The following is a 25,038-nucleotide window of genomic DNA, read 5'->3' as shown; positions in this document are numbered from 1 at the left end:
GCGTCACCAGGGGGCGGGCTTGTAGTCCTTCACGAAGCAGCCGTAGAGGTCCTCGCCGGCCTCGCCCAGCACGATCGGGTCGTAGACGCGGGCGGCGCCGTCGACCAGGTCGAGCGGTGCGTGCCAGCCCTCGGCCGCGATCCGGAGCTTCTCCTGGTGCGGACGCTCGTCGGTGATCCAGCCGGTGTCGACAGCTGTCATCAGGATCTTGTCGGTCTCGAACATCTCGGCGGCCGAGGTCCGGGTCAGCATGTTGAGTGCCGCCTTCGCCATGTTGGTGTGCGGGTGGCCGGCGCCCTTGTAGCGACGACCGCCGAACTGCCCCTCCATCGCGCTGACGTTGACCACGTAGGCGCGGCGCGCGCCGGCGTCGACGGCCGCCCGCATCGCCGGCCGGAGCCGCGAGACCAGCAGGAACGGAGCGATCGAGTTGCAGAACTGCACCTCGAGCAGCTCCAGCGGGTCGACCTCGTCGACGACCTGGGTCCAGGAGTTGTTGGTCTGCGTGTCGGGGAGCAGCCCGCCGGCGTCGACGGCGGTGCCCGCCAGGTGTGCGTCCAGCGAGGCGTGGCCGGCCGTCAGCGCGAGCGAGGTGAGCGACGCGGCGCTCTGCGCGGCCAGCGCAGCCTCGACGGACTCGCCCTCGTGGTGGGCGACCGCATGGGCCTCCAGCGCGCCGGCGATCGCCGCCGGATGGGCCTCCGAGATCCGGTCGAACGTGACCATCTCCGGCAGCTCGATGGCGCCCGGGAGGGGCGCCGACTCCATCTCGACCAGCTGGGCGTACGCGCCGGGCGATCGTCGTACCGTCTGGCACGCGTTGTTGATCAGGATGTCGAGCGGGCCGGCCGCCGCGACCTCCTCGGTCAGCGCGATCACCTGGGTGGGGTCGCGCAGGTCGATGCCGACGATCTTGAGCCGGTGCAACCAGTCGCCGGAGTCCTCCATCGCGGCGAACCGGCGTACGGCGTCCTTCGGGAACCGGGTGGTGATCGTGGTCTCGGCGCCGTCGCGCAGCAGCCGGAGCGCGATGTACATCCCGATCTTGGCCCGGCCGCCGGTCAGCAGCGCCCGCTTGCCGGTGAGGTCCGTGCGCTGGTCGCGCTTGGCGTGGGAGAACGCGGCGCAGTCCGGGCAGAGCCCGTGGTAGAACGCGTCGACGAGCGTGTAGTCCGTCTTGCAGATGTAGCAGCCGCGCGCGGTGATCAGCTCGCCGGCGAACGCACCCGCCGCGCTCGAGACGAGCGGGATCCCGGCCGTCTCGTCGTCGATGCGCAGGGCGGAGCCGGTCGCCGTCAGCTCGATCACCGCCTGGTCGTGCGCGGCTCGCTCCTCCCGGAGCGCCGCCCGCCGGGCCTTCTTGATCAGCTTCCACATGTGCCCGGTGGCGTGCTTGACCGTGCGCACGTCGGGGTGCGCGGGGTCGAGATGATGGAGCTGGCCCAGCACCTTGAGGGTGGTGGCGAGCTCGTCCGGATCGATCCGGTCCAGGTCAGGCACCTGGCGACTTTAGTCGCTGGGGGCGCAGCGGTCAGATCGGGCGGCCCACCCTCAGCATCTCCTCGCGCTCGCCGACCTTGACCCGCTCGCGTCCCTCGGCCTCGCCGAGGGCGATCTCGTGCTGGTTGAGCCGCTCCCAGTGGTCGAAGGTCGCGACGTCGACCTGGCGCTCGGCCAGGTAGGCGTCGACGTCGGCCGGGTCGCGGAGGACCGCGGTCGGGGTGGTCTCCGCCAGCAGGTGGCCGATCGTCTCGGCTGCGTCGCTCTTGGTGTGACCGATGAGGCCGACCGGGCCGCGCTTGATCCAGCCGGTGACGTAGGTGCCCGGGATCGGGTCGCCGTCGAGGTCGAGCACCCGGCCGCCGTCGTTGGGGATAACGGCGGCGCGGTCGTCGAACGGGAGGCCGGGCAGCGCCGTGCTCCGGTAGCCGACGGCGCGGTAGACGGCCTGGACGTCCCAGTTGGTGACCTGCCCGGTGCCCTCGACGCCGCCGTCGCCGAGCGGACGGGTGCGCTCGGTGCGCAGCGTGGTCACGCCGTCCTCGCCGAGGATCTCGACCGGCGCCTCGGCGAAGTGCAGGTGGATCCGGTGTGCCTTGCCGACCGGCTCGCGGCCGACCCAGTTGGCGAGCGTGTCGAGCACCATCTTCTGGGCCTTGTGCTTGCCGATGTGCTCCATGCCGTGCTCGTCGACGTCGAAGCCCTCGGGGTGGACGATCACCTCGACGTTGGGCGAGTGGTTGAGCTCGCGCAGCTCCATCGGCGAGAACTTCGCGTACGCCGGGCCGCGGCGGGCGAAGACGTGGACGTCGGTCGTGGTCTTGGCCTTCAGTCCCTCGAAGACGTGGGCAGGGATGTCGGTGGTGAGCATCTCGTCGCCGGTCTTGGCGAGGATCCGGGCGACGTCGAGCGCCACGTTGCCGACACCGAGGACCGCCACGCTGGTGGCGTCCAGGGGCCAGGTCTGCGGCACGTCCGGGTGGGCGTCGTACCAGGAGACGAAGTCGGCGGCGCCGTACGACTGGTCCTCGCCGGGGATGCCCAGGTCGCGGTCGGCCATCGCGCCGGTGGCGACGACCACGGCGTCGTAGAAGTCGCGGAGGTCGTCGAGCTTGACGTCGACGCCGTACTCGACGTTGCCGAGGAGGCGGACCTCCGGCTTGGCGAGCACCCGCTGGAGCGCCTTGACGATCTCCTTGATCCGGGGGTGGTCGGGCGCGACGCCGTACCGGACCAGGCCGAAGGGCGCCGGGAGCCGCTCGAGGATGTCCACCGAGACGTCGGCATCGGACTTGGTCAGGATGTCGGCGGCGTAGATGCCGGCCGGTCCGCCGCCGACGATCGCAATGCGCAGTTGTGAGGGGCTCTGGGTCATGTCCTCCAGTCTGGACACGGATGGCCCGTCACAGAACGAGGTTGTGGTTGTGGGGTCACAAGGTAGGCTTGTGTCTCGTGTTGGGATCCCACGTGCCGGAGCTGCGCGCGCTCGAGCTCCTCGTGGTCGTCTCCCGCACCGGGAGCCTGAGTGCGGCTGCTGCCGAGCTCGGCATCACCCAGCAGGCGGCCTCGTCGCGGGTACGGACCATGGAGTCGCTGGTCGGCGCGGCGCTGCTCGACCGTTCGCGGCGCGGATCGGCGCTGACCCCGACCGGCGAGCTGCTCGTGCAGTGGGCAGCAGGCGTGCTGGAGGCCGCCGAGCAGCTCGACGCCGGCATCACCGCGCTCCGCGCCGATCGTCGCGGCCACCTCAGCATCGCCGCCAGCCTGACGATCGCCGAGCACCTGCTGCCGGGCTGGCTGGTCGCGCTCCGCGCGCGGCAGGCGCAGCTCGGTCGGGTGCCGACCGACGTCACCATGACGGCGACCAACAGCGAGCGGGTAGCGGCTCTGGTGGCGACGGGCGAGGTCGACCTGGGCTTCGTCGAGGGCCCCGCCGCGCCTGAGGACCTGCAGCACCGGCTGGTCGGCACCGACACCCTGGTGGTGGTCGTCGGGCCCGGTCACCCCTGGGCCCTGCGGTCCAGCCGCCGGGTCACCGCCTCCACGCTGGCCGCGACGCCGCTCGTCGTCCGAGAGCGCGGCTCCGGCACCCGCACCGTCCTCGAGCGGGCGCTCGAGGGTCTCCCGACCGCGCCGCCCGCCCTGGAGCTCTCCAGTACGGCGGCCGTCCGGTCCGCTGTTGCCGCCGGAGCCGGTCCCGCGGCCCTCGGCGCGCACGCGATCCGCGACGACCTCAGCACCGGCCGGCTGGTGCCCATCAACGTCGCCGGACTCGACCTCACCCGCCGGCTGCACGCCGTGTGGCGCGGCGGTGCCCACCCGCCCGAGGGTCCCGCGCGCGACCTGGTGGCCTGGGCAGCCGATCACACGAGACCCGTGCGAGCGAAAAACTAGAACACGTTCCTCTATCCTCGGCAGGTGAGCAAGGCAGAGTCGATGGTCCGCGTGGCGGTCGCCTACCTGCTCGCCTTCGGTACGGCGACCGCATGGCTGGTCCGGGGGCCGGACACGGACCGGCTCTGGCTGGACGCGCTGGTCGCCGACCTGATCGCCACCGTGGTGGTGTTCGCTGCCAGCCGCTGGCACCACAACTCCAGCTTCTACGACCCGTACTGGAGCGTGCTGCCGCCGTACCTCGCCGTCTACTGGGTGGTCGCGAGCGGCGGTGAGGGCGACGACATCCGGACGATGCTGGTCCTCGCGGTGGTGTTCCTGTGGGCGGTCAGGCTCACGGCCAACTGGGTGATCGGCTTCCCGGGCCTGCACCACGAGGACTGGCGCTACCCCATGCTCCGCGAGCGTGCGGGGCGGTTCGAGCTCCCGGTCGACTTCTTCGCGATCCACCTGGTCCCGACGTTCCAGGTCTTCCTCGGCGTGCTGCCGGTCTACGCCGCCGTCGCGCGCCCGGGCCGGGACGTCGGATGGCTCGACGGCGTCGCGCTCGTTGCCGGCGTCGGTGCGGTGGTCCTCGAGCTGGTCGCGGACGGCCAGATGCGGCGCTTCATCCGCGACCGCCGGCCCGGCGAGGTGATGGACCGCGGGCTGTGGGGCTGGTCGCGGCATCCCAACTACTTCGGGGAGATCAGCTTCTGGCTCGCCCTCGGGCTGTTCGGGCTCGCGGCCGCGCCGGGCGACTGGTGGTGGGTCCTGGCCGGCACCGTCGCCATGCTCGCGATGTTCCTCGGTGCGAGCATCCCGATGATGGAGGCCCGGAGCCTGGAGCGGCGTCCGTCGTACCAGGCGGTGATCGACCGGGTGCCCATGCTCGTCCCGCGCCCGCCGCGACGGAACCGTCCGTGACCCGGCCCCGGGTCCTGGTGGCCGGCCTCGGCGACAGCGGGCTGCTGACGGCGATCCACCTCGCCCGCCATGCCGACGTCGTCGGCATCTCGACCAAGCCCGGGCTGGTCAGCGGCCAGGAGCTCGGCCTGCGCCTGACCCGGCCGGAGACCTGGAGCCGTGACTACTGGCACCCGTTCGACCGCTACCGCCGGCTCGACGGCGTCCGCACCGTCCACGGCACGCTGACCGGTCTCGACGCCGACGCGGCCGCGGTCGCTGTCACCCTGCCGGACGGGTCGCTCCGGACCGAGCCGTACGACGTGCTCGTCCTCGCCACCGGCGTCACCAACGGCTTCTGGCGCCGACCCCACCTGCAGACCGCCGACGAGGTCGCCGCCGACCTCCAGCACACCCACCAGCGCCTGGCCGACGCGGCCACGATCGTCGTGGTCGGCGGCGGCGCCGCGGCCGTCAGCAGCGCGCTCAACCTCGCCGTCCGGTGGCCGGAGAAGCGGGTCGACCTCTGCTTCCCCGGGGAGCGCGCCCTGCCGCGGCACCATCCCCGCGTCTGGTCCCACGTCCACTCCCGCCTGACCGACGCAGGGGTCCGCCTGCACCCCGGTCACCGCGCGCAGGTCCCGGACGGCTTCGCGTGTGACCGGATCACCGACGGTCCGGTCTGCTGGAGCACCGGCCAGCAGCCGATGCAGGCGGACGCCGTCCTGTGGGCCGTCGGGCAGGTCCGCCCCAACACGGCGTGGCTGCCGGCGGAGGTGCTCGACGACGACGGGTTCGTCCGGGTCCGCCCGACTCTTGAGTCACCGGCCCGGCCCGGGATCTTCGCGATCGGCGACGTCGCGGCGACCGATCCGCTCCGCTCATCGGCCCGCAACCGGGCCGACCGCCTGCTCGCGCACAACATCCGCGCGCACCTCGCCGGCGGACGGCTGCGGTCGTTCCGCGCTCCGCGCTCCCGCTGGGGCTCGGTGATCGGCCCGCAGGCCGACGGGCTCCAGGTGTTCGCGCCGTCCGGTCTGCCGTTCCGTTTCCCGGCCTGGTCCGTGCGGCACCTGCTGCAGCCCTGGATCGTCCGGCGTGGCATCTACAAGGGCGTCCGGCCCGCCGAGCCGGGGTTCACCGAACCTTCATCGACGACGCGCTAGCGACTGTCGGGGCGACGACGTACCTTCTCCACGTCCCGCCATCGCCCCTGCTCGGAGGCCGCCATGCGCCGTACCCCTCTCTTCCTGCTCGCTGCTGTCCTCGCCTTCGGCGGCAGCCTGACGGCCACGGCCACGGCCACAGCGGCACCCGACGCCCGCGGCGGCGGTGACCCGGAGCGGTTCGCCACGTTCAACGCGTCGCTCAACCGCGGCGCCGAGGGCCAGCTGGTCAGCGACCTGTCGACGCCCGACAACCAGCAGGCGCGCAACGTCGCCGAGACCATCCAGCGCGTCGACCCCGACGTGGTGCTCATCAACGAGTTCGACTACGCGCCCGCGGCCGTCGACCTGTTCCGCGACAACTACCTCGAGGTCGGCCAGAACGGCGCCGACCCGATCGAGTACCCCTACGCCTTCATCGCGCCGTCCAACACCGGTGTCCCGAGCGGCTTCGACCTCAACAACAACGGCCAGGTCTCGGGCGGCGACGACGCGTTCGGCTTCGGGCTCTTCCCCGGTCAGTACGGCATGGTCGTCTACTCCAAGCACCCGATCCTGGCCGGCCAGGCCCGCACGTTCCAGCACTTCCTCTGGAAGGACATGCCGGGCGCGCTGCTGCCGGACGACCCGGCGACGCCGGAGCCCGCGGACTGGTACTCACCCGAGGAGCAGGCGGTCTTCCGCCTCTCCTCCAAGTCGCACTGGGACCTGCCGATCCAGGTCGGCAGCAAGGTCGTGCACTTCCTCGTCTCGCACCCGACGCCGCCGACCTTCGACGGCGCCGAGGACCGCAACGGCACCCGCAACCACGACGAGATCAGGTTCTGGGCCGACTACGTGTCCGGCGGCCCGCGGGCGTCGTACATCTACGACGACAACGGCCGGTACGGCGGGCTCCGGCCGGGCACGCAGTTCGTCATCGCCGGCGACCAGAACGCCGACCCCCACGACGGGGACTCGGTCGACGACGCGATCCTGCAGCTGCTGGACCATCCGCTCATCGGCGAGAGCGACCCCACCTCCGAGGGAGGTCCCGAGGCGAGCCTCCTCCAGGGTGGGGCAAACGCGACCCACGAGGGCGACCCGGCGTACGACACCGCCGACTTCGCCGACGGTGCGCCCGGCAACCTCCGTGTCGACTACGTCCTGCCCTCGCGCCAGTTGCGGACCGTCGGGTCCGGCATCTTCTGGCCGACCACGACGGACCCGCTCTACCGGCTCACGGGGACCTTCCAGTTCCCGACGTCAGATCACCGGATGGTCTGGATCGACATCAGGTGAAGAGGCTGACGCCGCCCGGGCCCACGAGCAGTCCGACGACGATGAGCAGGATGCCCCACAGCAGCTCACCGCGGAACAGGCTGACGATCCCGGAGACCACCAGCACCACCGCGAGAATCCACAGAATGAAAGCGAGCATCGTTTCAACCTCCTGATCGGTGACAGATCGCGCTGATCTGCCGGCCTAGTGGTACCCGCGGGGTGTGATCGCAGACGGGCGGGAGGGGGCTACAGCGGCTCGACGGGCTCCTCCGGAACCACGTGCACAGCGGCTTCCTCGGCGCTGGCAGCCGCGCCGTCGATCCCGACGTCGGTGCCGACCATGCCTTCCTCGGTGTCGCCGCGGACGCCCTCGTCGGGCTCGACGAGCCGGCCCGCCCGCTCGCCCCCGACCTCGCCGCTGTCGACATCGTCGTCGACGATCGCGTCGGGGCCCTGGTCGATCCACGCGTAGGGGTCGGGCTCCGGCTCCTCCTGCGCGACCCGCTGCTCCAGGGTCTCGCCGCGTTCCTCCTCGGCGGGCGTGTTGCCGAAGCCCTGTGCCGCCGAGTAGCGCTCCGGCGGTGAGTAGCCCCGGTCCAGCGCGTCCTCGACATCGGGGTCGTCCAGGGTGTCGGCCGGCTGGAGCTGGTCCTCGTCGTCGACGCTGTAGTCGCCGTAGCTCTCGGTGTCCGGGTCTGGGCTGAGGTCGCCGTTCGGATCGTCGATGGTCATGTCGGGGGAGTACCCGGTCCCGACGGCAACAGACGGCGATGGCGGGATGAGGAGGCACGCCCTAGCCTTCCGGCGTGGAGACCCTCGCCCTGACCTTCTCGAGCGGCTGGGCCAGCGGCGTCAACGCCTACCTGGTCGTCCTCGTGCTCGGCATCGCCGAGCGCGTCGGCGGCTTCGAGCAGATCTCCGACGAGCTCGGTCGTTGGGACGTGCTCGCGGTCGCCGGGCTGATGTACGCCTTCGAGTTCGTCGCCGACAAGGTTCCGTACGTCGACTCCGCGTGGGACGTGATCTCCACCGCGATCCGGCCCGTGGTCGGCGGTGCCATCGGGGTGCTGCTGGCGGGCGACTCCGAGTCCATGAACGCGCTGGTGGGCGGCATCGTCGGCGGCAGCAGCGCGCTGGGCTCGCACTCGGTGAAGACCGGGACCCGGCTGGCGATCAACAGCGTCCCCGAGCCGTTCAGCAACGTGACCGTGAGCGCGACCGAGGACATCGTCGTGCTCGCGCTGGTCTGGTTCGCGATCGAGCATCCCTACATCGCGGCCGGGATCGCCGGCACGTTCCTGCTGATCGGCCTGGTGGTGCTGTGGTTCGCCATCAAGCTGATCCGGCGCGGCTGGCAAAGGTTCAAGGGCTGGTGGGACCGGCGGAAGGCCCGCAAGCAGGAGCAACCTCAGTAGGCGATCAAGTCTGGACAAGCAGCTCGGTGCGCTCCGCGGCGAGCAGTACGGCGCCGACGAGGCTGGCCCGTTCGCCGAGCTGGCTCGCGAGGACGGGTGTCTGCGCGACGGCGTCGAGCGCGTGGCGGCGCAGGCCGATGCGGGCCGGCTCGAGGAGCAGCTCGCCGGCGCGGGCCATGTCGCCACCGACGACGATCACCGACGGGTTGAGCAGGTTGACGATGGTGGCCAGGCCCCAGCCGAGGTGGAGCCCGGCGTCCTCGAGGGCCCGCCGCGCGGACACGTCGCCGTCCTGGGCGGCCTGGACGATGTCGTCGAGGGTGGCCTTCGGGTACTGGCCGGCGATCATCGCCGTCACCGCGCCCACCGACGTGTAGGCCTCGAGGCAGCCGCGACTTCCGCAGCGACACATCGGTCCCTGCTCGTCGAGGGTGAGGTGGCCGATCTCGCCGGCGGTCCCGCCGGCGCCGTGGAACAGCGAGTTGTTGATGATGATGCCGGCGCCGACACCGGACGAGATCTTGACGAACACCGAGCTGTCGCGACCCCGGCCGACGCCACAGCGGTGCTCGGCGAGCGCTCCGAGGTTGGCGTCGTTCTCGACGTCGACGGGTGCGCCGAGCACCTCGGCGGCCGCGCGGGCCGCGTCGACGCCGCGCCAGCCCGGGAAGATGGCCGGAGTGCGGATGACGTCCTCGGTGACGGGCGCCGGCAGACCCATCCCGATGTGTCGCAGGGCGCTGCCGGGTGGGCGCATGCCGTCGATGAGCTCGGCGGCGAGTGCGAGGGCCTCGTCGTGCTCGAGCGAGGCAGCCAGGTGCCGCCGCTCCTCCACGAGCACCTGACCGGTCAGGTCGCCGATCGCCACGGCGAGGTGGCTGTGGCCGAAGTCCACGCCGGCGACGACACCGGCCGCCGGAGAAAGGCTGACCGCTGAGCCGCGCCGGCCACTGCCGGCCTCGCTGTCGACGAGACCGGCAGCGCTGAGCTCCCGCACGATGTTGGAGATCGTCGCGCGGGCGAGACCGGTCTCGCGCGCGAGCTCTGCCTGGGTGAACGCCGTCGGGCGGCCCCCCGCGTCAGCGACGTGCGGACCCGGGGCCGCGGTCCGGAGCACGTCGAGCACCCGCTGCTGGTTCGCGGTCCGCAGGGACGCGGGGGAACCCGGAGCGGAGTCGCCGGGTACGGAAGGCATGGCGGAACTGTGCCCTGTCGATGGGTTTGTGGTCAAGCAGCGATCACTACTGCGAGTCTTTGGCGGGAAAAGAGAGTTTTTGTGTTCAAGTCTTGACGGCAACAGCGTGACGGTCGACACTCGATCAAAGTTCGCGTTCCACCCCTGCGTCGAGGAGTCCCATGTCCACACCAGCCTTCCGCCGCTCCACCGCGTTCGGTGCCGCCGTACTTCTCGGCGCCACCGCGTTGGCCGCCTGCGCCGATTCCGACGGCGGAGGGGGAGGCGGCGACGCCGACATCACCGCCGCCTGCTCCCTCGAGAACCCGCCCACGAGCGAGGCGTCGGCCCCGCCGCCGGTCGACACCTCCGCGCAGGCGTCGGGCAAGGTCGGCGTGATCCTGCCGGACACCACGTCGTCCACGAGGTACGAGCTGTACGACGCACCGCTGCTGACCGAGGCGCTCACCAACGCCGGCATCGAGGCCGACGTGCAGAACGCCCAGGGCGACAAGAACAAGTTCACGTCGATCGCGCAGAGCATGATCGGCCAGGGCGTCGACGTCCTGATCATCGACTCGATCGACGCCGCGTCGGGCGCCGGTGTCGAGCAGGCCGCGGACGAGGCCGGTGTCGACGTCATCGACTACGACCGCGTCAACCTCGGCGGCTCCGCGCCGTACTACGTGTCCTTCGACAACCAGGACGTCGGCCGGCTGCAGGCGCAGACCCTGGTCGACTGCCTGGAGGCCCAGGACATCGACAAGCCGCGGATCATCATGATGAACGGCGGGACCGACGTCGACAACAACGCGGTGCTCTTCGCGAAGGGCGCCCACGAGGTGCTCGACCCGCTGGACGAGGCGGGCGACATCGAGATCGTGTCCGAGGCCACGGTCAAGGGCTGGGACGTCGAGAACGCCGCGCCCACGTTCAACCAGGCGCTCACCGCGGCCGGCGGTGACGTCCAGGGCGTGCTCGCGGCCAACGACGACATCGCGAACGCCGTGATCGGCGTCCTGAAGGACCCCGGACTGGACGGCCACGTCGTGGTGACCGGACAGGACGCCAGCGTCGAGGGCCTGCAGAACGTCATCACCGGCCAGCAGAGCCTGACGATCTTCAAGGACGTCACGCTCGAGGCCACCGCCGCCGCCCAGCTGGCGATCGCGCTCATCCAGGGCACGGACCCGGCCGACGCGGGCATCGTGCTGGAGCCGTTCGAGGACCCGGAGGCTCCGAGTCACGACCTGCAGGCGGTGCTCCTGCCCGCCCAGGTGATCACCCAGGCCAACGTGCAGGACATCATCGACGCCGGGGCGCTCACCGTCGACGAGCTCTGCGCCGGCATCGAGGACGACTGCGACGAGCTCGGGCTGAGCTGACGTGACCGAGCCGCTCCTCCAGATCTCGAAGCTCAACAAGAGCTTCGGTCCAGTCCACGTGCTGCACGACGTCGACTTCGACGTCTATCCCGGCGAGGTCACGGCCCTGGTCGGCGACAACGGCGCCGGCAAGTCGACGCTGGTGAAGTGCGTCGCGGGGATCAACGGGATCGACAGCGGTGAGATCCGCTTCGAGGGGCGGCCGGTCACGATCGCGGACCCGCGGGACGCGACCGCCCTCGGGATCGAGTTCGTCTACCAGGACCTGGCGCTCGCCGACAACCTCGACATCACCCAGAACATGTTCCTGGGACGGGAGCTGCGGCGCTTCGGCTCGTTCCTCTCGGACGGTGCGATGGAGCGCCAGGCCCGCGAGACGCTCGCGAGCCTCTCGGTGCGCACGGTGTCGTCGGTCCGGCAGCTGGTCTCCAGCCTCTCGGGTGGGCAGCGGCAGACCGTCGCCATCGCCCGGGCCGTCCTCTGGAACAGCAAGATCGTGTTCCTCGACGAGCCCACCGCCGCGCTCGGCGTCGCCCAGACGCGTGAGGTGCTCGACCTGGTCCGGCGGCTCGCCGACCAGGGGTGCGGCGTGGTCTTCATCTCCCACAACATGAACGACGTGATGGAGGTCGCCGACCGGGTGGCCGCCCTCTACCTCGGCCGGGTCGCCGCCGAGGTGAGGACGAAGGACACCACGACCACCCAGATCGTCGAGTTGATCACGTCCGGCCGCAGCGGCGACATCGGGCTGGCGCCCGCGGTCGCCAGCGAGAACATCTGAGAGGCACGCATGCCCACCGAAACCCCGGAGACCAGGGTCGAAGCCGGCTCGTTGCCCGAGCCCGAGCGGGCGAGCGGGTTCTCGCTCGACGCCGAGGAGGTGTCGATCCGCGGCGCGATCCGTGCGTGGTTCGGCAAGCTGCGCACCGGTGATCCCGGCGCGCTGCCCTCCGTGCTCGGGCTGGTCGTGCTGGTGCTGCTGTTCAGCCAGGTGAGCGACCAGTTCCTGTCGGCGTACAACATCGGGAACATCCCCGGCCAGGGCGCCTACATCGCGGTGATCGCGATGGGCCTGGTCTTCGTGCTGCTGCTCGGTGAGATCGACCTGTCGGCGGGCACCGCCGGCGGGGCGTGTGCGGCGTTCGCCGCGGTCGGCGTGTTCAAGGGCAGCCTGCACGACGGGCTCCCCGCTTCCCTCTACTGGTCGATCGTGGTCGGGCTGGTGCTGGCCATCGGCCTCGCGATCTGGGTCAAGACGTACGCCGGCGCGGTGGTCGTCGCGGTCGGCCTGGTGCTGGTCCTGACCAACCAGACCCAGCACCTGGTGCCGGCCCTGATCGCCGCCGTCTGCATCGGCGCCGCCATCGGCATCTTCAACGGCTACCTCGTCGCGAAGGTGGGGATCCCGAGCTTCGTCGTCACCCTCGCGTTGTTCCTCGCCTGGCAGGGCGTCCTCCAGTTCGCATTGAGCGGTCAGCCGGTCAACACCTCCAACTACGACCTGTGGCACGAACTGACCTACGGCAGGCTGAGCGTGACGAACAGCTGGATCTTCGTCTCGGTGATCGTCCTGGGCTACGTCGGCTACACCGTGCTTCGGTCGGTGCGGGCGAAGGCGGCCGGGCTGGCGCACGAGACGATGAGCCTGGTGCTGACCCGGGGCGCGGCCCTGGCGGCGATCGCGGTGGTGATCACCGCGTGGGCCTCGCAGAACCGCAACACCAACCCGTTCAAGGTGATCTCGGGCATCCCGGTGCCCGCCGCGATCGCGATCGTCCTGATGATCGGGTGCACGATCGCGCTGACGAAGACCACCTGGGGGCGCCACCTCTACGCCACCGGTGGGAACCCGGAGGCAGCGCGGCGGGCCGGCATCGACGTCGTCCACATGAAGGTGACGGCGTTCGCGCTCTGCTCTGCGTTCGGCGCCCTCGGCGGCATCATGCTCGCCTCGTCGCAGTCGTCCGCGTCGCTCGACCTCGGCTCCGGCAACGTGCTGCTCTTCTCGGTTGCGGCAGCGGTCATCGGCGGTACGTCGCTCTTCGGTGGCCGCGGCCGGCCCCGGGACGCCATCCTCGGCGCGCTAGTCATCGCGATCATCCCGAACGGGCTCCTGCTCCGGCCCAGCCTCGATGCTCAGTGGCAGCAGGTCATCACCGGTGTGGTGCTGCTGATCGCGGCTGCTGTCGACGCGATCTCGAGGCGGCGCGCGGCACGCGGATAACCGGTCGCGACCCGGGCGGTCCGGGTGCCAGGTTGGTCCGGTGCAGATCCGGCCCGCCGACCCCGACGACTCCGACGCCATTGGGCAGGTGATCGCGAACGCCTTCGGTGACGAGGGTGCCACGGTTGCCGCCGTCTGGACGGACGTCGTGAGCCGCGGCCTCGACCGGGCGAGCCTGGCCGCGGTCGAGGAGGGCGCTGTCGTGGGCCACGTCGGCCTGAGCCATGCCTGGCTCGACGCCCGCGAGCGGCTGGTCGACGTACTGGTCCTGAGCCCGCTGTGCGTGCAGCCGGGGCGCCAGGGCCACGGCATCGGTACGGCGCTGCTGGCGGCGGCGCTCGACTCCGCCCGCGCGCTCGGTGCGCCCGCGGTGTTCCTCGAGGGAGATCCGCGCTACTACGGCGCGCGCGGGTTCGCCCGGGCGAGCGACCACGGGTGCGAGGCGGCCTCCCGCCGTACTCCCGATGCGGCCTGCCAGGTCGCGCTCCTCGACGCGCACGAGCCGTGGATGACGGGACGCCTCATCTATCGCGACGTCTGGTGGGAGCACGACTGCGCCGGACTCCGCGACCCGGTGCTGGCCGAGGTCGAGCGGGCGCTCGGTTAGCTCTTCTGGCGCGTCGGCGGCACGCCGTACGTCGTCGTCCGCTCGCGCACCGGCCGGCCGATCCCAGCGCCGATCTCGGTGAGCTCGGCGACGGTCTTGGCGGAGCCGTGCTCGGAGCCGGCCATCCGGGAGATGGTCTCCTCCATCAGGGTGCCGCCGAGGTCGTTGCACCCGGCCTGCAGCATGGCGCGGGTGCCGTCGACGCCGAGCTTGACCCAGCTGGTCTGGATGTTCGAGATCCGGCCGTGCAGCAGGATCCTGGCCATCGCGTGGACCGCGAGGTTGTCGCGCAGGGTCGGCCCCGGCCGGGCCACGCCGGCGAGGTAGATCGGCGAGGACGTGTGGACGAACGGCAGCGGGACGAACTCGGTGAAGCCCGTGCTGTTGTTCTCGAGCGCCTGGTCCTGGACCCTGCTGAGGACGCGGAGGTGGGCCACCCAGTGGCGGGGGTTGTCGACGTGGCCGTACATCATCGTCGAGGTGGTCGGGATGCCGAGCCGGTGTGCGGTGCTGACGATCTCGATCCAGGTGCGGGCCGGCAGCTTGCCCTTCGTGAGCACCCACCGGACCTCGTCGTCGAGGATCTCGGCCGCGGTGCCGGGCAGCGAGCCGAGGCCGGCCTCGCGGGCCTTGATCAGGAAGTCCTCGATCGACAGGCCGGTGCGGGCGGTGCCGTTGACGACCTCCATCGGGGAGAAGGCGTGCACGTGCATCTCGGGCACCCGCTGCTTGACGGCGGCGACCAGGTCGAAGTACGCGGTGGCCGGCAGCTCGGGGTCGATGCCGCCCTGCATGCACACCTCGGTGGCGCCCAGGTCCCAGGCCTCCTGGGCGCGGTCGGCGACCTCGGCGTAGGACAGCGAGTAGGCGTCGGCGTCGGTCTTGCGCTGGGCGAACGCGCAGAACCGGCACCCGACGTAGCAGACGTTGGTGAAGTTGATGTTGCGGTTGACGACGTACGTCACCTCGTCCCCGACCGTGTCGCGGCGCAGCTCGTCGGCCAGCCGCACCACCTCGCGCAGCAGGTCGCCCTCGGCCGTCATCAACGTCAGCGCGTGCTCGTCGGACAGGTTGCCGGGGTCCTTCTCGGCCGCGCGCAACGCGGATAGTCCCTGACGATCCTGTCGTGAATTGGGCCGACCGACGACAGAATCGTCAGGGACTACCCCGATTTCGGCGGTCGAGCGCGCTGCCGCCTTCACCTCGTCCCAGTCGCCGTAGACCGTGGTGAAGTCGCTGCGGCGGTCGTCGGTGCGGCCCTCGGTGTCGACAGCGGCGTGCAGGTCGGTGCGGCCGGCGGACTGGAATCCGCCGTCGGGCTCCTGCCAGGGGAGGCCGGTGGGGCGGATGCCCGGGACGGCGAGGCCGGCCATGGGTCCGTCAAGGACAGCCAGGGCGGCGACGTGGCCGGCGACCCGGGGGTCGAGCCAGGGCTCGCCGCGCTGGAGGGCGCCGACGACGTACTCCGGGTGCACGGTGAGCCGGGCCCTCAGCTCGAAGCCGCACTCGGCGGTGAGCTCGCGGAGTCGGTCGAGGGAGGGCCAGGGGCGCTCGGGGTTGACGTGGTCGGGCGTCAGCGGTGAGACGCCACCCCAGTCGTCGACGCCGGCGTCGAGGAGGAGCCGGCACTCGGTGAGGTCGACCAGGTTGGGGGGAGCCTGGACCCGGGCCTTCGGGCCGAGGACCAGGCGGGTGACCGCGATCGCCGCGCGGTAGTCGTCGAGGCCCAGGTCGTCGACGTGGCGCATCGCGGTGTCCGGCTTGGCCCGGAAGTTCTGGACGATCACCTCCTGGACGGCGCCGAAGGCGCGAGAGGTACGGCGCAGCGCGAAGATCGTCTCCGCCCGCTCGGCCAGGGTCTCCCCGATGCCGACCAACAGGCCGGTGGTGAACGGCACCGAGAGCCGGCCGGCGTCGTCGAGCACCCGCAGCCGGACGTCGGGATCCTTGTCGGGGGAGCCGTAGTGCGCCTCGCCCTTGGTCTCGAACAGCCGCCGCGAGGTCGTCTCGAGCATCATGCCCATCGACGGCGAGACCGGCTTGAGCCGGTTGAGCTCCTCCCACGACATCACGCCGGGGTTGAGGTGCGGCAGCAGGCCGGTCTCCTCCAGCACCCGCACCGCCATCGCCCGGATGTAGGCCAGCGTCGAGTCGTACCCCTGCTCGTCCAGCCACGCCCGAGCCTCGGGCCAGCGGTCCTCGGGACGGTCGCCGAGCGTGAACAGCGCCTCCAGGCACCCCAGCGCGGCGCCCTCGCGGGCGATCGCGAGGATCTCGTCCGGCGAGAGGTACGGCGACCGCCCCTCGCGCGCGGCCTGCTTCGGCGTCTCGACGAACGTGCAGTAGTGGCACTTGTCGCGGCACAGTCGGGTGACGGGGATGAAGACCTTGGGGGAGTAGGTCAGCACTCCGGGGCGGCCGGCGGCGACCAGACCCGCGTCGCGCACCTTGGCGGCGGCGGCGGTGAGGCGGGTGAGGTCCTCCCCGGTCGTCGCCAGGAGGACGGTCGCCTCGTCGAGATCGAGCGCGGCGCCTCGTTCGGCGCGCGCCAGGGCGCGGCGGACCTGCTGGGGGGTGGGCTGGTCGGCCCCGGTGTCGGACATCGCGGCCAAGCGTAACGGACCCCCGCCGGAACTAGAACGAGTTCTAGGCCAGCGGGGGTCCGTTGTGAGACTGTCCAGCCTTACAGCGCCGGCACCTTCTCCCGCTCCGGCTCCTGCCCCGGCTCGGGCAGCGGGTGGTCGTGGCTGTCGATCTTGCTCGGCCACCAGATCTTGGCGCCGAGGTCGAGGTTGAGCGCCGTCACCAGCACCGACCGGACGATCATCGTGTCGAGCAGGACTCCGAGCGCGATGGTCGTGCCGAGCTGCAGCGTGAAGGTCAGCGGCATCGTCGCGAGCATCGCGAACGTCGCTGCCAGCACCAGTCCGGCCGAGGTGATCACGCCGCCCGTCGACGACAGGGCGATCAACGATCCCTTGCGGGTCCCGTGGTTGATCGTCTCCTCGCGGACCCGGGTCATCAGGAAGATGTTGTAGTCGATGCCCAGGGCGACGAGGAACACGAACGCCCAGAGTGGGAACCCGGGATCGGTGTTCTCGTGACCGTAGATGAAGTCGAACACGAGTCCCGAGAGACCCAGTGCGGCGCCGAACGACAGGATCACCGTGCCGATCAGGAGGACCGGGGACAATATCGATCGGAGCAGCACGAACAGGATGAGCAGCACGGCCACCAGGACGATCGGGATGATCACCTTGTTGTCACGGTCGGACGCATCCATGATGTCGACCGTCACGGCGCTGAGGCCTGTCGTGAGCGCGTTCGCTCCGTCGACGCCGTGGACGGCGTCCCGCACGTCCTCGACCGCGGTGAACGCGTCCTCGGAGTAGGGGTCGCTCAGCACGTTGGCGGCGATCAGGGACGTGCCGTCCTTGCTGCCGACGATGACCGGCTCGGCGATGCCGTCGATGCCCTTCATCGCGGCGGCGACGTCCTCGGCCTTGTCGGAGTTGGCGACGACCTGGATCGGCGTGCTGGCGTCCTCCATCCCGTGGTCGACCAGGACGGCCTGACCGGTGACGGAGTCCTGGTCGGTCGTGTACTGCTCGTCGATGGGAATGCCGCCGGTGTCGAGCCGGAAGAAGCCCAGGCAGACCACGCCGAGAGCGATGGCCGTGCCGATCCAGACCATCCGCGGCTTGCCGCTGATCGACGTGCCGACCTTGGCCCAGAGTCCGGACGCCGTCGGCTCCTCGGAGCCGAAGTGCGGGACGAACGGCCAGAACATCCAACGACCGAAGATCACCAGCAGCGCCGGCAGCAACGTAACCATGACCAGCACGGTCACCACGATGGCGACGGCGTTGGCCGGCCCCAGGCCCGCGGTCGAGTTGAGGTCGGCGAACATCAGGCACAGCAGGCCGATCGTGACCGTCGCGGCGCTGGCCAGGATCGCCGGGGCGGCGCGGTGCAGCGCGAACGCCATCGCCTCGTGCCGGTCCTCATGACGGCGGAGCTCTTCTCGATAGCGGGCGATCAGCAGGAGCGCGTAGTCGGTGCCGGCACCGATCACGAGCACCGTCATGATGAACTGCGTCTGCCCGTTGACGGTCAGGTCGGTGTTCTTCGCCAGGAGGTAGAGCAGGCCCATCGAGGCACCGAGCGACACCACAGCGCTGATGATCGGCAGCAGCCAGAGCAACGGGCTGCGGTAGCTGACGAGCAGGATCAGGATCACCGCGAGCAGCGTGACCAGCAGCAGCTTGCTGTCGAAGGACGTGAAGATCGTCGCCGCATCGGCGTTCTGCCCGCCGGCACCGGCGAGGTAGACCTCGCCGCCGTCCGGGAGCGAGGTGATGTCGTCGACCTCCGTCTTGAGGTCGGGCAGCTCCTCCCACAGCTTGTCGCCGAAATTGACGGTGAACTCGATCTTCGCGACCTGGCCGTCCTCGGACACGAACGGCACCGGTGCCTCGGCCGCGGCGGCCCGGGCAGGCGTGAGCACGTTGGTGATGCCGTCGAGCTCCTCGATCTCGGCTGCCTGCTCCTCGATCGCGGCGAAGTCGGCCTCGGTCAGGCCGGCGGCGCGGTAGTAGACGACGGTGGTGCCGACGTCGTACTCGTCCTGGAACGCGCCCAGCTTCTCGAACGCCTTGGTCGACTCGGCGCTCTCGGGGAGCCAGGACTGGGTCTCGTTGTTCTGGACGTCCACGAGCTTCCCGGCGAGGGAGCCCAGGCCCCCGGCGATCAGGATGACTCCGACGAGGACGATCCATTTGGTGATGGGGCCGGTGAGCTTGCCGGCTATCTGACGGTGCATGGAACACAGCCTTTCAGGGACCACGGACATCGGCATCAGGGTTTCGCCGGATCCGACCCTGAGAGCGTCAGGGATTCATCGCGTCGTAGGTAAAAACAGACGAGACCGGCCCGGCGTGGCGTCATCTAGGACACCGCGCCGGGCCGGTTTGTGACAGCCAGCCGTCGATCAGCCGTCGATCAGCTCCTTCATCCGGCGCACCAGGGCGGGAGCGTCCTCGACCGCCGGGGTGATCTGCAGGTTGGTCACGCCCGACTCCTGGTAGGCCGCGATCCGCTCCTTCACGTAGGACTCGGGGCCGACCAGGTTCATCGCCTCGAGGAACTCCATCGGGACCAGCGCCTCCGCCTCCTGCTTCTTGCCGTCGAGGTAGAGGTCCTGGATCTCCTTCGCCTCCTTCTCGAAGCCGTAGTCGCAGAAGAGGTCGTTGTAGAAGTTCTTGCCGCGCGCGCCCATCCCGCCGACGTACAGCGCGATCAGGGGGCGGGCGAAGTCGAGCAGTGCCTTGGTCTCGGGACCCTCGCCGATGGCGCACATGCCGCCGGCGACGACCTCGAGCGGGGCGAGGCTGTCGGGTCGCTTGGCGGTGCCGTTGGCCACGACCTCGCCCCAGACGCTCTTCGCCTTCTCGGGGTAGTAGAGGAACGGCAGCCAGCCGTCGGCGTACTCGGCGGTGCCCTGGACGGACTTCTGGCCGAGGGCCGCGATGTAGATCGGCACGCTGTCGCGCTCGGGGTGGGTGAGCAGCTTGAGCGGCTTGCCGAGGCCGGTGACGGCGCCATCCTCCTTGCTCAGCGGCAGCTTGAAGATGCCGTCGTTGGTGAGCTTCTCGCGACGCAGGCCGCGCCGGATGAGGTCGACGATCTCGCGGGTGCGGCCGAGCTGGTTGGCGTAGGGGACGCCGTGGAAGCCCTCGATCACCTGCGGGCCGGAGGCGCCGAGACCGAGGATCGCGCGGCCCCCGCTGACGTTGTCGAGGCCTGCTGCGGTCTGGAGCAGGGCGCCCGGCGTGCGCGAGTAGATGTTGAGGATCGCGGAGCCGATCTCGATGGTCTCGGTCTTCGCGGCCAGGTAGCCCATCAGCGTGGGGGAGTCGAAGCCGTAGGCTTCGGCGACCCAGATGGTGTCGAGTCCGGCCTGCTCGAGAGCGGTCACCTGGTCGGCGGCCTCGCGGGGGTTGCCGGCGTACATCAATGAGCTGGAGAGCTTCACGGGCGATCCTTCGGGTACGGGTAGCGTTCGACGTCAACTGTGACAGTAGTACTGTCACGTTCGCAACGTCGACCGGGTGTGACTCAGGAGGACCAGTGACGGAGACAGTGGCGGACACGGCGTCGGACGCCAGGTACCGCGTGGCCGTGATCGGCGGCACCGGGCCGCAGGGCAAGGGCTTGGGCTACCGCTTCGCCCTCGGTGGGCACGACATCGTGCTCGGCTCGCGGGCCGCGGAGAAGGCCGAGGCGGTCGCGGACGAGGTCCGGGAGAAGATCGCCGGTACGACGGGCGCGGGCCCCGTCGGCACAGTGGGCGGCGCGAGCAACGCCGACGCCGTCGCGCAGTGCGACGTCGTACTCCTGGCCGTGCCGTACGACGGGCACGACGAGCTGGTCGCTTCCCTGGCATCGGGTGGGGCGCTGGCCGGCAAGACGGTGATCTCCTGCGTCAACCCCCTGGCGTTCGACAAGCGGGGCGCGCACGGCCGGATCATCAACAACGGTGAGGGCTCCGCCGCCGAGTCGGCCCAGGAGCTTGCCCCCGAGGCGACCGTCGTCGGCGCCTTCCACAACGTCTCGGCCGTCGGCCTCTGGGAGGAGCCCGGCTTCCTCGACGAGGACGTGATCGTCGTCGGCGACGTGGTCGAGGCCAAGCAGGTCGCCATGGCGCTCGCAGCGTCGGTGACGGGCCGGGTCGGCATCGACGGCGGCAAGCTCCGGCTGGCGCGCCAGCTCGAGCCGTTCACCGCCGTGCTGATCTCGATCAACCGGAAGTACAAGGTGCACTCCGGCCTGCGGATCACCGGCCTCGGCGAGCACTGACGACTGAGCCGGCCCCGCCCTACTGGGTGCCGAGGCGCGCCAGGAACGCGGCCTGGGCAGCCTCCGGCTCGGACCGGTAGCCGTTGCCGACCACCAGCGTCCGGCACCCGTAGAGCTGGCCGCTGACGACGAACGTCGAACCGTCGTCGTACCCGAACGCGATCCGGAAGCCCGGGCCGAGGTCCATCGTGCAGACCTCGGGCTCGCCGGTCTCCGGGAGCGCGTTGACCTCGGCGACCAGCCCGTCGACGTCGGTGACCAGCGCGTCGTCCGGCACCTCGAAGGTCGTGCCTGGGCCCTGGCAGAGCCGCGCCGACGTGGCGCCCTCGGGCACCGCGCCCGGTGCGTCCGGGTCGGGCTGGTCGATCGCGGAGCCTTGGGCCGTCCCGTCGTGGATCTTGATCGGCGGGCACTCGACGACCGGAGGCGGGTCCGCTGCGGTCTGGTCATCGGGCCTGTCCGGGTCGTCGCCCCCGGAGGTCAGCGTCGCGGTGAGCACGGCCACTGCCGCGACGGCACCGACGGTGCCCAGCACGGCCAGCGACGTCGTACGGCGCCGGCGGCGGGCCAGCCGCTCCGCGGCGCGGGCTCGGTCGGGGTTGGTGGGCGGCGGAGGTACGGCGTCCGCCAGCCCCTCACGCAGCCACTGCTCGTCACTCATGGTCGTTGTCCTCTCGTTGCAGCCGGGGAGAGGAGCGCAGGGCGGTCAGGGCGCGTGAGCACTGACTCTTGACGGTGCCGACGTTGATGCCGAGCACGTCGGCGGTCTGCTGCTCGGTGAGGTCCTCGAAGTAGCGCAGCACCACCACCGCCTTCTGTCCGCGCGGCAGGTCCGCCAGCGCGGCCACCAGGTCGTTGCGGGCATCGGTGTCGACCGTCGTGGTCGCCTTCTCCGGGAGCTCCGCGGTCGGGCGCTCGCCGCGCCACTTCCGTCGCCACCAGGAGATGTAGGTCGTGAACAGCACCCGTCGCACGTAGGCCTCGAAGCTGTCCGGACCCACCCGTGCCCAGGCCCGCCAGCTCTTGGCGAGTGCGGTCTGCACCAGGTCCTCGGCCAGCTGGTGGTCACCGGTCAGCAACCAGGCCGACCGCCACAACGCATCGCCACGGGCCGCGACGAACGCGTCGAAGCCGTCCGTCCCGGCGCTCCGCCCGTCCGTCACCCTCACCACCATCTGCTCCATCGGCCCTCCTCTCACCTAAGTCAAAGCGGTGAGGGATGCCGGAAGGTTGTCAGCGCGCTCGATCGATCAGCCGATTGACGAGCTTGGCCGCCTTTCCGCGGGGCTTCCAGGCGCGTTCCTCGGTCATCATGAAGTCGAGGCACTCCTGGGTCATCGTGATCGGATCGCCCCAGACGTTGGTGCCGACGATCCATGGCTCCTGGGGGTTGAACGCCCCACAGCCGAACGTCGCCCTGGGAGGCCCGCTGTCGGTGCGGATGCTCGCGAGGACCGTCTCCAGCTCGCCCGCCCGGATCTCCGTCCGCCGCGCGCCCTGCGGGCTGTCGGGATCGCCGACGCACATCACGGCGGCGATCAGCCCGGTGGGATCAGCGAGCGGCCAGGTGTGCTCCTCGCGCTGCTGCGCGCAGTCGAGGTCGGCGGGGTCGATCGCACGGTCGGGCGGGGCTGCGGTCGCCCGCTGGGCGACCAGGGAGTCGACGAACGTGCGCAGCGGCGGCCCCGCCTTGGCCCGGCGGCCGCTGCCGACGAGCACCTCCGCGCACCCGGTGAACCTGCCGGCGACGACGAAGGTCGAGCCGTCGGGGTAGCCGAACGCCAGCTGGTACGTCGGCAGCCGGCGGTCCGCACAGCCCCGCGTGACCACGGGCTGGTCGTTGACCTTCGCCACGACGGCCGCGACCTCGGTGACGAGCGCGTCCGTCGGTGGCGTCACCTCGTCGTCACCACCCGCGCACAGGCGGACCGACGTGGCGCCCTCGGGCACCTCGTCCGGCAGCTCCGGGTCGAGCTCCACGACGCCGGCGGGACAGGCGACCGCCTCGTCCTGCGAGATGGGGGCGTCGGTGGTGGGGGCGGTCGTCGCGTCGCTGGACACGTCGCTGGAGCCGTCGCCCGCGCTCGCGCTCGGGCTCGGGTCGGCCTCGCCGCCGGAGCCGTCGCACCCGGCGAGGAGTACGACGGCGGCAGCCGCCGCGAGCATCCGGCGCATCATCGGGTCAGCCTGCCAGACCCTCGACCACCTCGGCACCCGGCAGCTCCGCGAGCAAGGACCCGGGCAGCAGCAGCTTGGAGCGGCGGAGGCCGGAGCCGATCACGGCCACCTCGACGTCGACGACCCGGGCGTCGAGCAGCAGCCGCCACCCGCCGGGGAGACCGACGGGCGTGATGCCGCCGTACTCCATCTCGGACTCGGCCACCGCCCGCTCCATCGGCAGGAACGACGGCTTGCGCACGTCCAGCAGCCGCTTGACGGTGTGGTTGACGTCGGCGCGGGTGTCGGCCCGCACCAGGCAGGCGGCGATCCGCTCCTCGCCCTCCCGCTTGCCGGCGACGAGCACGCAGTTGACGCCCGCGGAGAGTGGGAGGTCGTACGCCGCGCTCATGGCTGCCGTGTCGGCGAGGTCCGGGTCGATCTCCACGACTGCCAGGCCGGCCGCGGCCGGCCAGTCGGCGAGCGCGGCCGCGACCCGGGGTGCGACCAGCTCGGGGTGGGTGAGCGCGGGCAACGAGGTCAGGCCGGGCAGCGAGATCAGATCCACCCGGACATCTTGCCGGGTCGTCGGCCGGCGTTCCGGAGCACGGTGGCGGCCAGGCCGACCACGCCGGCGATCAGCCACGGGAGCGGCAGCAGCCAGTGCGCGTCACCGAGCTCGACGGTGTCGGAGCTGATCAGGGCCCACACCGTGAAGAGCCCGACGAACGCCGTACCCATCACCAGGTGGCCGACGTTGACGGGGTGCCGGCCGCTCGGAGCCTTGCGGTCCTCGGGCGGGAGCTCGGGCTCGGTCATCACGCTGCCTCCTCCTCGGTCTTGACCTCGATCTGGCCGAACAGCACCTCGAGGTCCAACGTCACGTCCGGGTCGGCATCGCTGTGGCCGTAGGTGTTGTCGGCGGAGCCGTCGGTCTGGTCGCCGAAGAGCACGCTCTCGCCGGCGCCCTCGATGGTGCTGTTCACGACCACGTCGAGTCCGTCGTCGGGCACCACGACCAGGATGTGCCCGAACCGGGCCTCGGCCTCGATGGTCCGCTCGTCGAGCTCCGCGAGCTCGACCCGCGACAGGTCGGTCAGGTCGATGATGATCTCGCCGGCGCCGATGGAGTAGCGGTCGTCGACGGCCGCCGCGGTGGTCGGGTGGGCCTTGATCTGGCCGGTCGAGAGGTCCTGGACCGCGGTCCCGGCCAGCGTCGCCAGCGCGGCGACCAGCCCGACGAAGATCAGCCCGCCGGCGCGGCCGTACAAAGAGCCGACGAGCAGCATCACGCCGCAGGCCGCGAGCACGGCGGCGGGGTACGCCGAGATCGGCGCGTCCCAGCCGGCGAGGTCGACGGTCGCGACGAGGGCGATGGCGACCCCGGCCAGCGCCATCGTGAACCAGAAGAGGATCGGGCCACGCCGCCGGATGTCGACCGGCAGCGGCTTGGGCCCCGGCCGGTAGCCCGGGTACGTCGGGCCGTACCCGGCCTCCGCGCCGGGCACCTGGCCGGGCGTGCCCGGCGGGATCCAGCCGCTGCTCGGCAGCGGGCCGGGGTGGGGCTTCGGGCGGCTGGCCGCGGCGATGGCCGCGATCACCAGCCCGATGATCGCCAGCGGCCACGGGAAGTCCCAGCCGCCGATGGAGTCTCCGACGAGCGACAGCGCGGCGATCGCGCCGACGATCGTGAGCAGCACCGTCCGGGTGCGGTGCTCGACCTTGATCACGCCCCCGTCGCTGCCCTCCTCGGGGATGAGCAGCCAGCCGGCGGCGTACACCAGGACACCGCCACCGCCGAAGATCGCCAGCAGCACCAGGCCGACCCGCACCAGCAGCGGGTCGACGTCGAAGTGGCGCGCGATGCCGCCCGCGACTCCGGCGATCTTGCGGTCGGTCCGGCTACGCCGGATGCGCCCGAGGTCCTTGGCTTCCTCGCGGGTCACACGAGGGCCGCGCGAGGGGGGAGGCTCGGAATCTGCCCATGAGCTGGGAGGACCCGGCGGACTC

Annotated in this window: 24 protein-coding genes; 10 read left to right on the top strand and 14 right to left on the bottom strand. The window is 71.1% G+C overall.

The window, feature by feature from the left end; translation table 11 throughout:
* Positions 1–3: 3 nt before the first annotated feature.
* Both D0Z08_RS03360 and D0Z08_RS03355 read right to left on the bottom strand, forming a co-directional pair.
* On the bottom strand, positions 4–1,500 hold the full coding sequence (locus tag D0Z08_RS03360; protein WP_220453994.1) for an SDR family NAD(P)-dependent oxidoreductase: 1,497 nt from the start codon (positions 1,498–1,500) through the stop codon (positions 4–6).
* A gap of 31 nt (positions 1,501–1,531) precedes the next feature.
* Positions 1,532–2,875: an FAD-dependent oxidoreductase gene (locus tag D0Z08_RS03355; RefSeq protein WP_118922571.1), complete on the bottom strand. Its 1,344-nt coding sequence runs from the start codon at positions 2,873–2,875 to the stop codon at positions 1,532–1,534.
* 77 nt (positions 2,876–2,952) lie between these two features.
* Between D0Z08_RS03355 and D0Z08_RS03350 the strand changes: the two genes are divergently transcribed.
* The 4 genes from D0Z08_RS03350 (at position 2,953) to D0Z08_RS03335 (ending at position 7,226) form a co-directional block, all read left to right on the top strand.
* On the top strand, positions 2,953–3,894 hold the full coding sequence (locus D0Z08_RS03350; protein ID WP_220453993.1) for a LysR family transcriptional regulator: 942 nt from the start codon (positions 2,953–2,955) through the stop codon (positions 3,892–3,894).
* Positions 3,895–3,918: 24 nt separating this feature from the next.
* Complete coding sequence (locus D0Z08_RS03345; protein ID WP_245993583.1) at positions 3,919–4,800, top strand: DUF1295 domain-containing protein; 882 nt, start codon at positions 3,919–3,921, stop codon at positions 4,798–4,800.
* Positions 4,797–5,945, top strand: a complete 1,149-nt coding sequence (locus tag D0Z08_RS03340) for an FAD-dependent oxidoreductase (RefSeq protein ID WP_118922567.1) — start codon at positions 4,797–4,799, stop codon at positions 5,943–5,945. Before D0Z08_RS03345 ends, D0Z08_RS03340 begins: the two co-directional genes overlap by 4 nt.
* 63 nt (positions 5,946–6,008) lie before the next feature.
* The gene (locus D0Z08_RS03335) at positions 6,009–7,226 is read left to right on the top strand and encodes an endonuclease/exonuclease/phosphatase family protein (protein ID WP_118922565.1); all 1,218 of its coding nucleotides are present in this window, start codon (positions 6,009–6,011) and stop codon (positions 7,224–7,226) included.
* On the opposite strand, the gene D0Z08_RS31880 is transcribed toward D0Z08_RS03335, so the two are convergent.
* Both D0Z08_RS31880 and D0Z08_RS03330 read right to left on the bottom strand, forming a co-directional pair.
* Positions 7,219–7,365, bottom strand: a complete 147-nt coding sequence (locus tag D0Z08_RS31880) for a GPGG-motif small membrane protein (RefSeq protein ID WP_182481114.1) — start codon at positions 7,363–7,365, stop codon at positions 7,219–7,221. The genes D0Z08_RS03335 and D0Z08_RS31880 overlap by 8 nt on opposite strands.
* Before the next feature lie 89 nt (positions 7,366–7,454).
* Complete coding sequence (locus D0Z08_RS03330; protein WP_118922563.1) at positions 7,455–7,940, bottom strand: DUF5709 domain-containing protein; 486 nt, start codon at positions 7,938–7,940, stop codon at positions 7,455–7,457.
* A 74-nt stretch (positions 7,941–8,014) separates the two neighbouring features.
* On the opposite strand from D0Z08_RS03330, the gene D0Z08_RS03325 reads away from it, so the two are divergent.
* Positions 8,015–8,623, top strand: a complete 609-nt coding sequence (locus D0Z08_RS03325; protein WP_118922561.1) for a DUF4126 domain-containing protein — start codon at positions 8,015–8,017, stop codon at positions 8,621–8,623.
* 4 nt (positions 8,624–8,627) lie between these two features.
* Here D0Z08_RS03325 and D0Z08_RS03320 read toward each other — a convergent pair whose 3' ends face one another.
* Complete coding sequence (locus D0Z08_RS03320) at positions 8,628–9,818, bottom strand: ROK family transcriptional regulator (RefSeq protein WP_118922559.1); 1,191 nt, start codon at positions 9,816–9,818, stop codon at positions 8,628–8,630.
* Between the two features lie 161 nt (positions 9,819–9,979).
* Here D0Z08_RS03320 and D0Z08_RS03315 point away from each other — a divergent pair, with 161 nt between their 5' ends.
* The 4 genes from D0Z08_RS03315 to D0Z08_RS03300 are packed head-to-tail and all read left to right on the top strand — an operon-like array spanning position 9,980 to position 14,013.
* Positions 9,980–11,182, top strand: a complete 1,203-nt coding sequence (locus tag D0Z08_RS03315) for a sugar ABC transporter substrate-binding protein (RefSeq protein WP_118922557.1) — start codon at positions 9,980–9,982, stop codon at positions 11,180–11,182.
* Position 11,183: 1 nt separating this feature from the next.
* On the top strand, positions 11,184–11,963 hold the full coding sequence (locus D0Z08_RS03310) for an ATP-binding cassette domain-containing protein (RefSeq protein ID WP_118922555.1): 780 nt from the start codon (positions 11,184–11,186) through the stop codon (positions 11,961–11,963).
* A 9-nt stretch (positions 11,964–11,972) separates the two neighbouring features.
* Positions 11,973–13,406, top strand: a complete 1,434-nt coding sequence (locus D0Z08_RS03305; protein ID WP_118922553.1) for a sugar ABC transporter permease — start codon at positions 11,973–11,975, stop codon at positions 13,404–13,406.
* A 40-nt stretch (positions 13,407–13,446) separates the two neighbouring features.
* Positions 13,447–14,013, top strand: a complete 567-nt coding sequence (locus D0Z08_RS03300) for a GNAT family N-acetyltransferase (protein ID WP_118922551.1) — start codon at positions 13,447–13,449, stop codon at positions 14,011–14,013.
* Here D0Z08_RS03300 and D0Z08_RS03295 read toward each other — a convergent pair.
* The 3 genes from D0Z08_RS03295 to D0Z08_RS03285 form a co-directional block, all read right to left on the bottom strand.
* Positions 14,010–16,616, bottom strand: a complete 2,607-nt coding sequence (locus D0Z08_RS03295; protein WP_118922549.1) for a bifunctional FO biosynthesis protein CofGH — start codon at positions 16,614–16,616, stop codon at positions 14,010–14,012. The genes D0Z08_RS03300 and D0Z08_RS03295 overlap by 4 nt on opposite strands.
* An 80-nt stretch (positions 16,617–16,696) precedes the next feature.
* Positions 16,697–18,835, bottom strand: coding sequence for an MMPL family transporter (locus D0Z08_RS03290; RefSeq protein WP_118922547.1), 2,139 nt, complete (start codon positions 18,833–18,835; stop codon positions 16,697–16,699).
* A 168-nt stretch (positions 18,836–19,003) separates the two neighbouring features.
* A complete protein-coding gene (locus D0Z08_RS03285; RefSeq protein ID WP_118922546.1) occupies positions 19,004–20,047 on the bottom strand; it encodes an LLM class F420-dependent oxidoreductase in 1,044 nt (347 codons plus the stop codon).
* A gap of 95 nt (positions 20,048–20,142) precedes the next feature.
* Between D0Z08_RS03285 and npdG the strand changes: the two genes are divergently transcribed.
* Positions 20,143–20,871: an NADPH-dependent F420 reductase gene (npdG, locus tag D0Z08_RS03280; protein WP_245993581.1), complete on the top strand. Its 729-nt coding sequence runs from the start codon at positions 20,143–20,145 to the stop codon at positions 20,869–20,871.
* A gap of 19 nt (positions 20,872–20,890) precedes the next feature.
* Here the strand turns inward: npdG and D0Z08_RS03275 are convergent, their stop codons facing one another.
* The 6 genes from D0Z08_RS03275 to D0Z08_RS03250 are packed head-to-tail and all read right to left on the bottom strand — an operon-like array spanning position 20,891 to position 24,974.
* Positions 20,891–21,532 (bottom strand): hypothetical protein, encoded by a 642-nt coding sequence (locus D0Z08_RS03275; RefSeq protein ID WP_118922542.1) that lies wholly within the window; start codon positions 21,530–21,532, stop codon positions 20,891–20,893.
* Positions 21,525–22,055: a SigE family RNA polymerase sigma factor gene (locus tag D0Z08_RS03270; RefSeq protein ID WP_245993579.1), complete on the bottom strand. Its 531-nt coding sequence runs from the start codon at positions 22,053–22,055 to the stop codon at positions 21,525–21,527. The genes D0Z08_RS03275 and D0Z08_RS03270 overlap by 8 nt, the downstream gene beginning before the upstream one ends.
* 49 nt (positions 22,056–22,104) lie before the next feature.
* Positions 22,105–23,049, bottom strand: a complete 945-nt coding sequence (locus D0Z08_RS03265) for a hypothetical protein (protein WP_147381303.1) — start codon at positions 23,047–23,049, stop codon at positions 22,105–22,107.
* Positions 23,050–23,053: 4 nt separating this feature from the next.
* Positions 23,054–23,587, bottom strand: a complete 534-nt coding sequence (locus D0Z08_RS03260; RefSeq protein WP_425454038.1) for a YbaK/EbsC family protein — start codon at positions 23,585–23,587, stop codon at positions 23,054–23,056.
* A complete protein-coding gene (locus D0Z08_RS03255; RefSeq protein WP_118922536.1) occupies positions 23,587–23,847 on the bottom strand; it encodes a hypothetical protein in 261 nt (86 codons plus the stop codon). The genes D0Z08_RS03260 and D0Z08_RS03255 overlap by 1 nt, the downstream gene beginning before the upstream one ends.
* Positions 23,847–24,974 (bottom strand): PspC domain-containing protein, encoded by a 1,128-nt coding sequence (locus tag D0Z08_RS03250; protein WP_182481113.1) that lies wholly within the window; start codon positions 24,972–24,974, stop codon positions 23,847–23,849. Before D0Z08_RS03250 ends, D0Z08_RS03255 begins: the two co-directional genes overlap by 1 nt.
* Between the last annotated feature and the right edge of the window lie 64 nt (positions 24,975–25,038).

This window comes from Nocardioides immobilis (assembly GCF_003515065.1).
GTDB classification, from domain to species: Bacteria; Actinomycetota; Actinomycetes; order Propionibacteriales; family Nocardioidaceae; genus Nocardioides; species Nocardioides immobilis.
Note: the sequence above shows the minus strand (reverse complement) of the source record. Positions and strands in the feature narration are given on the sequence as shown.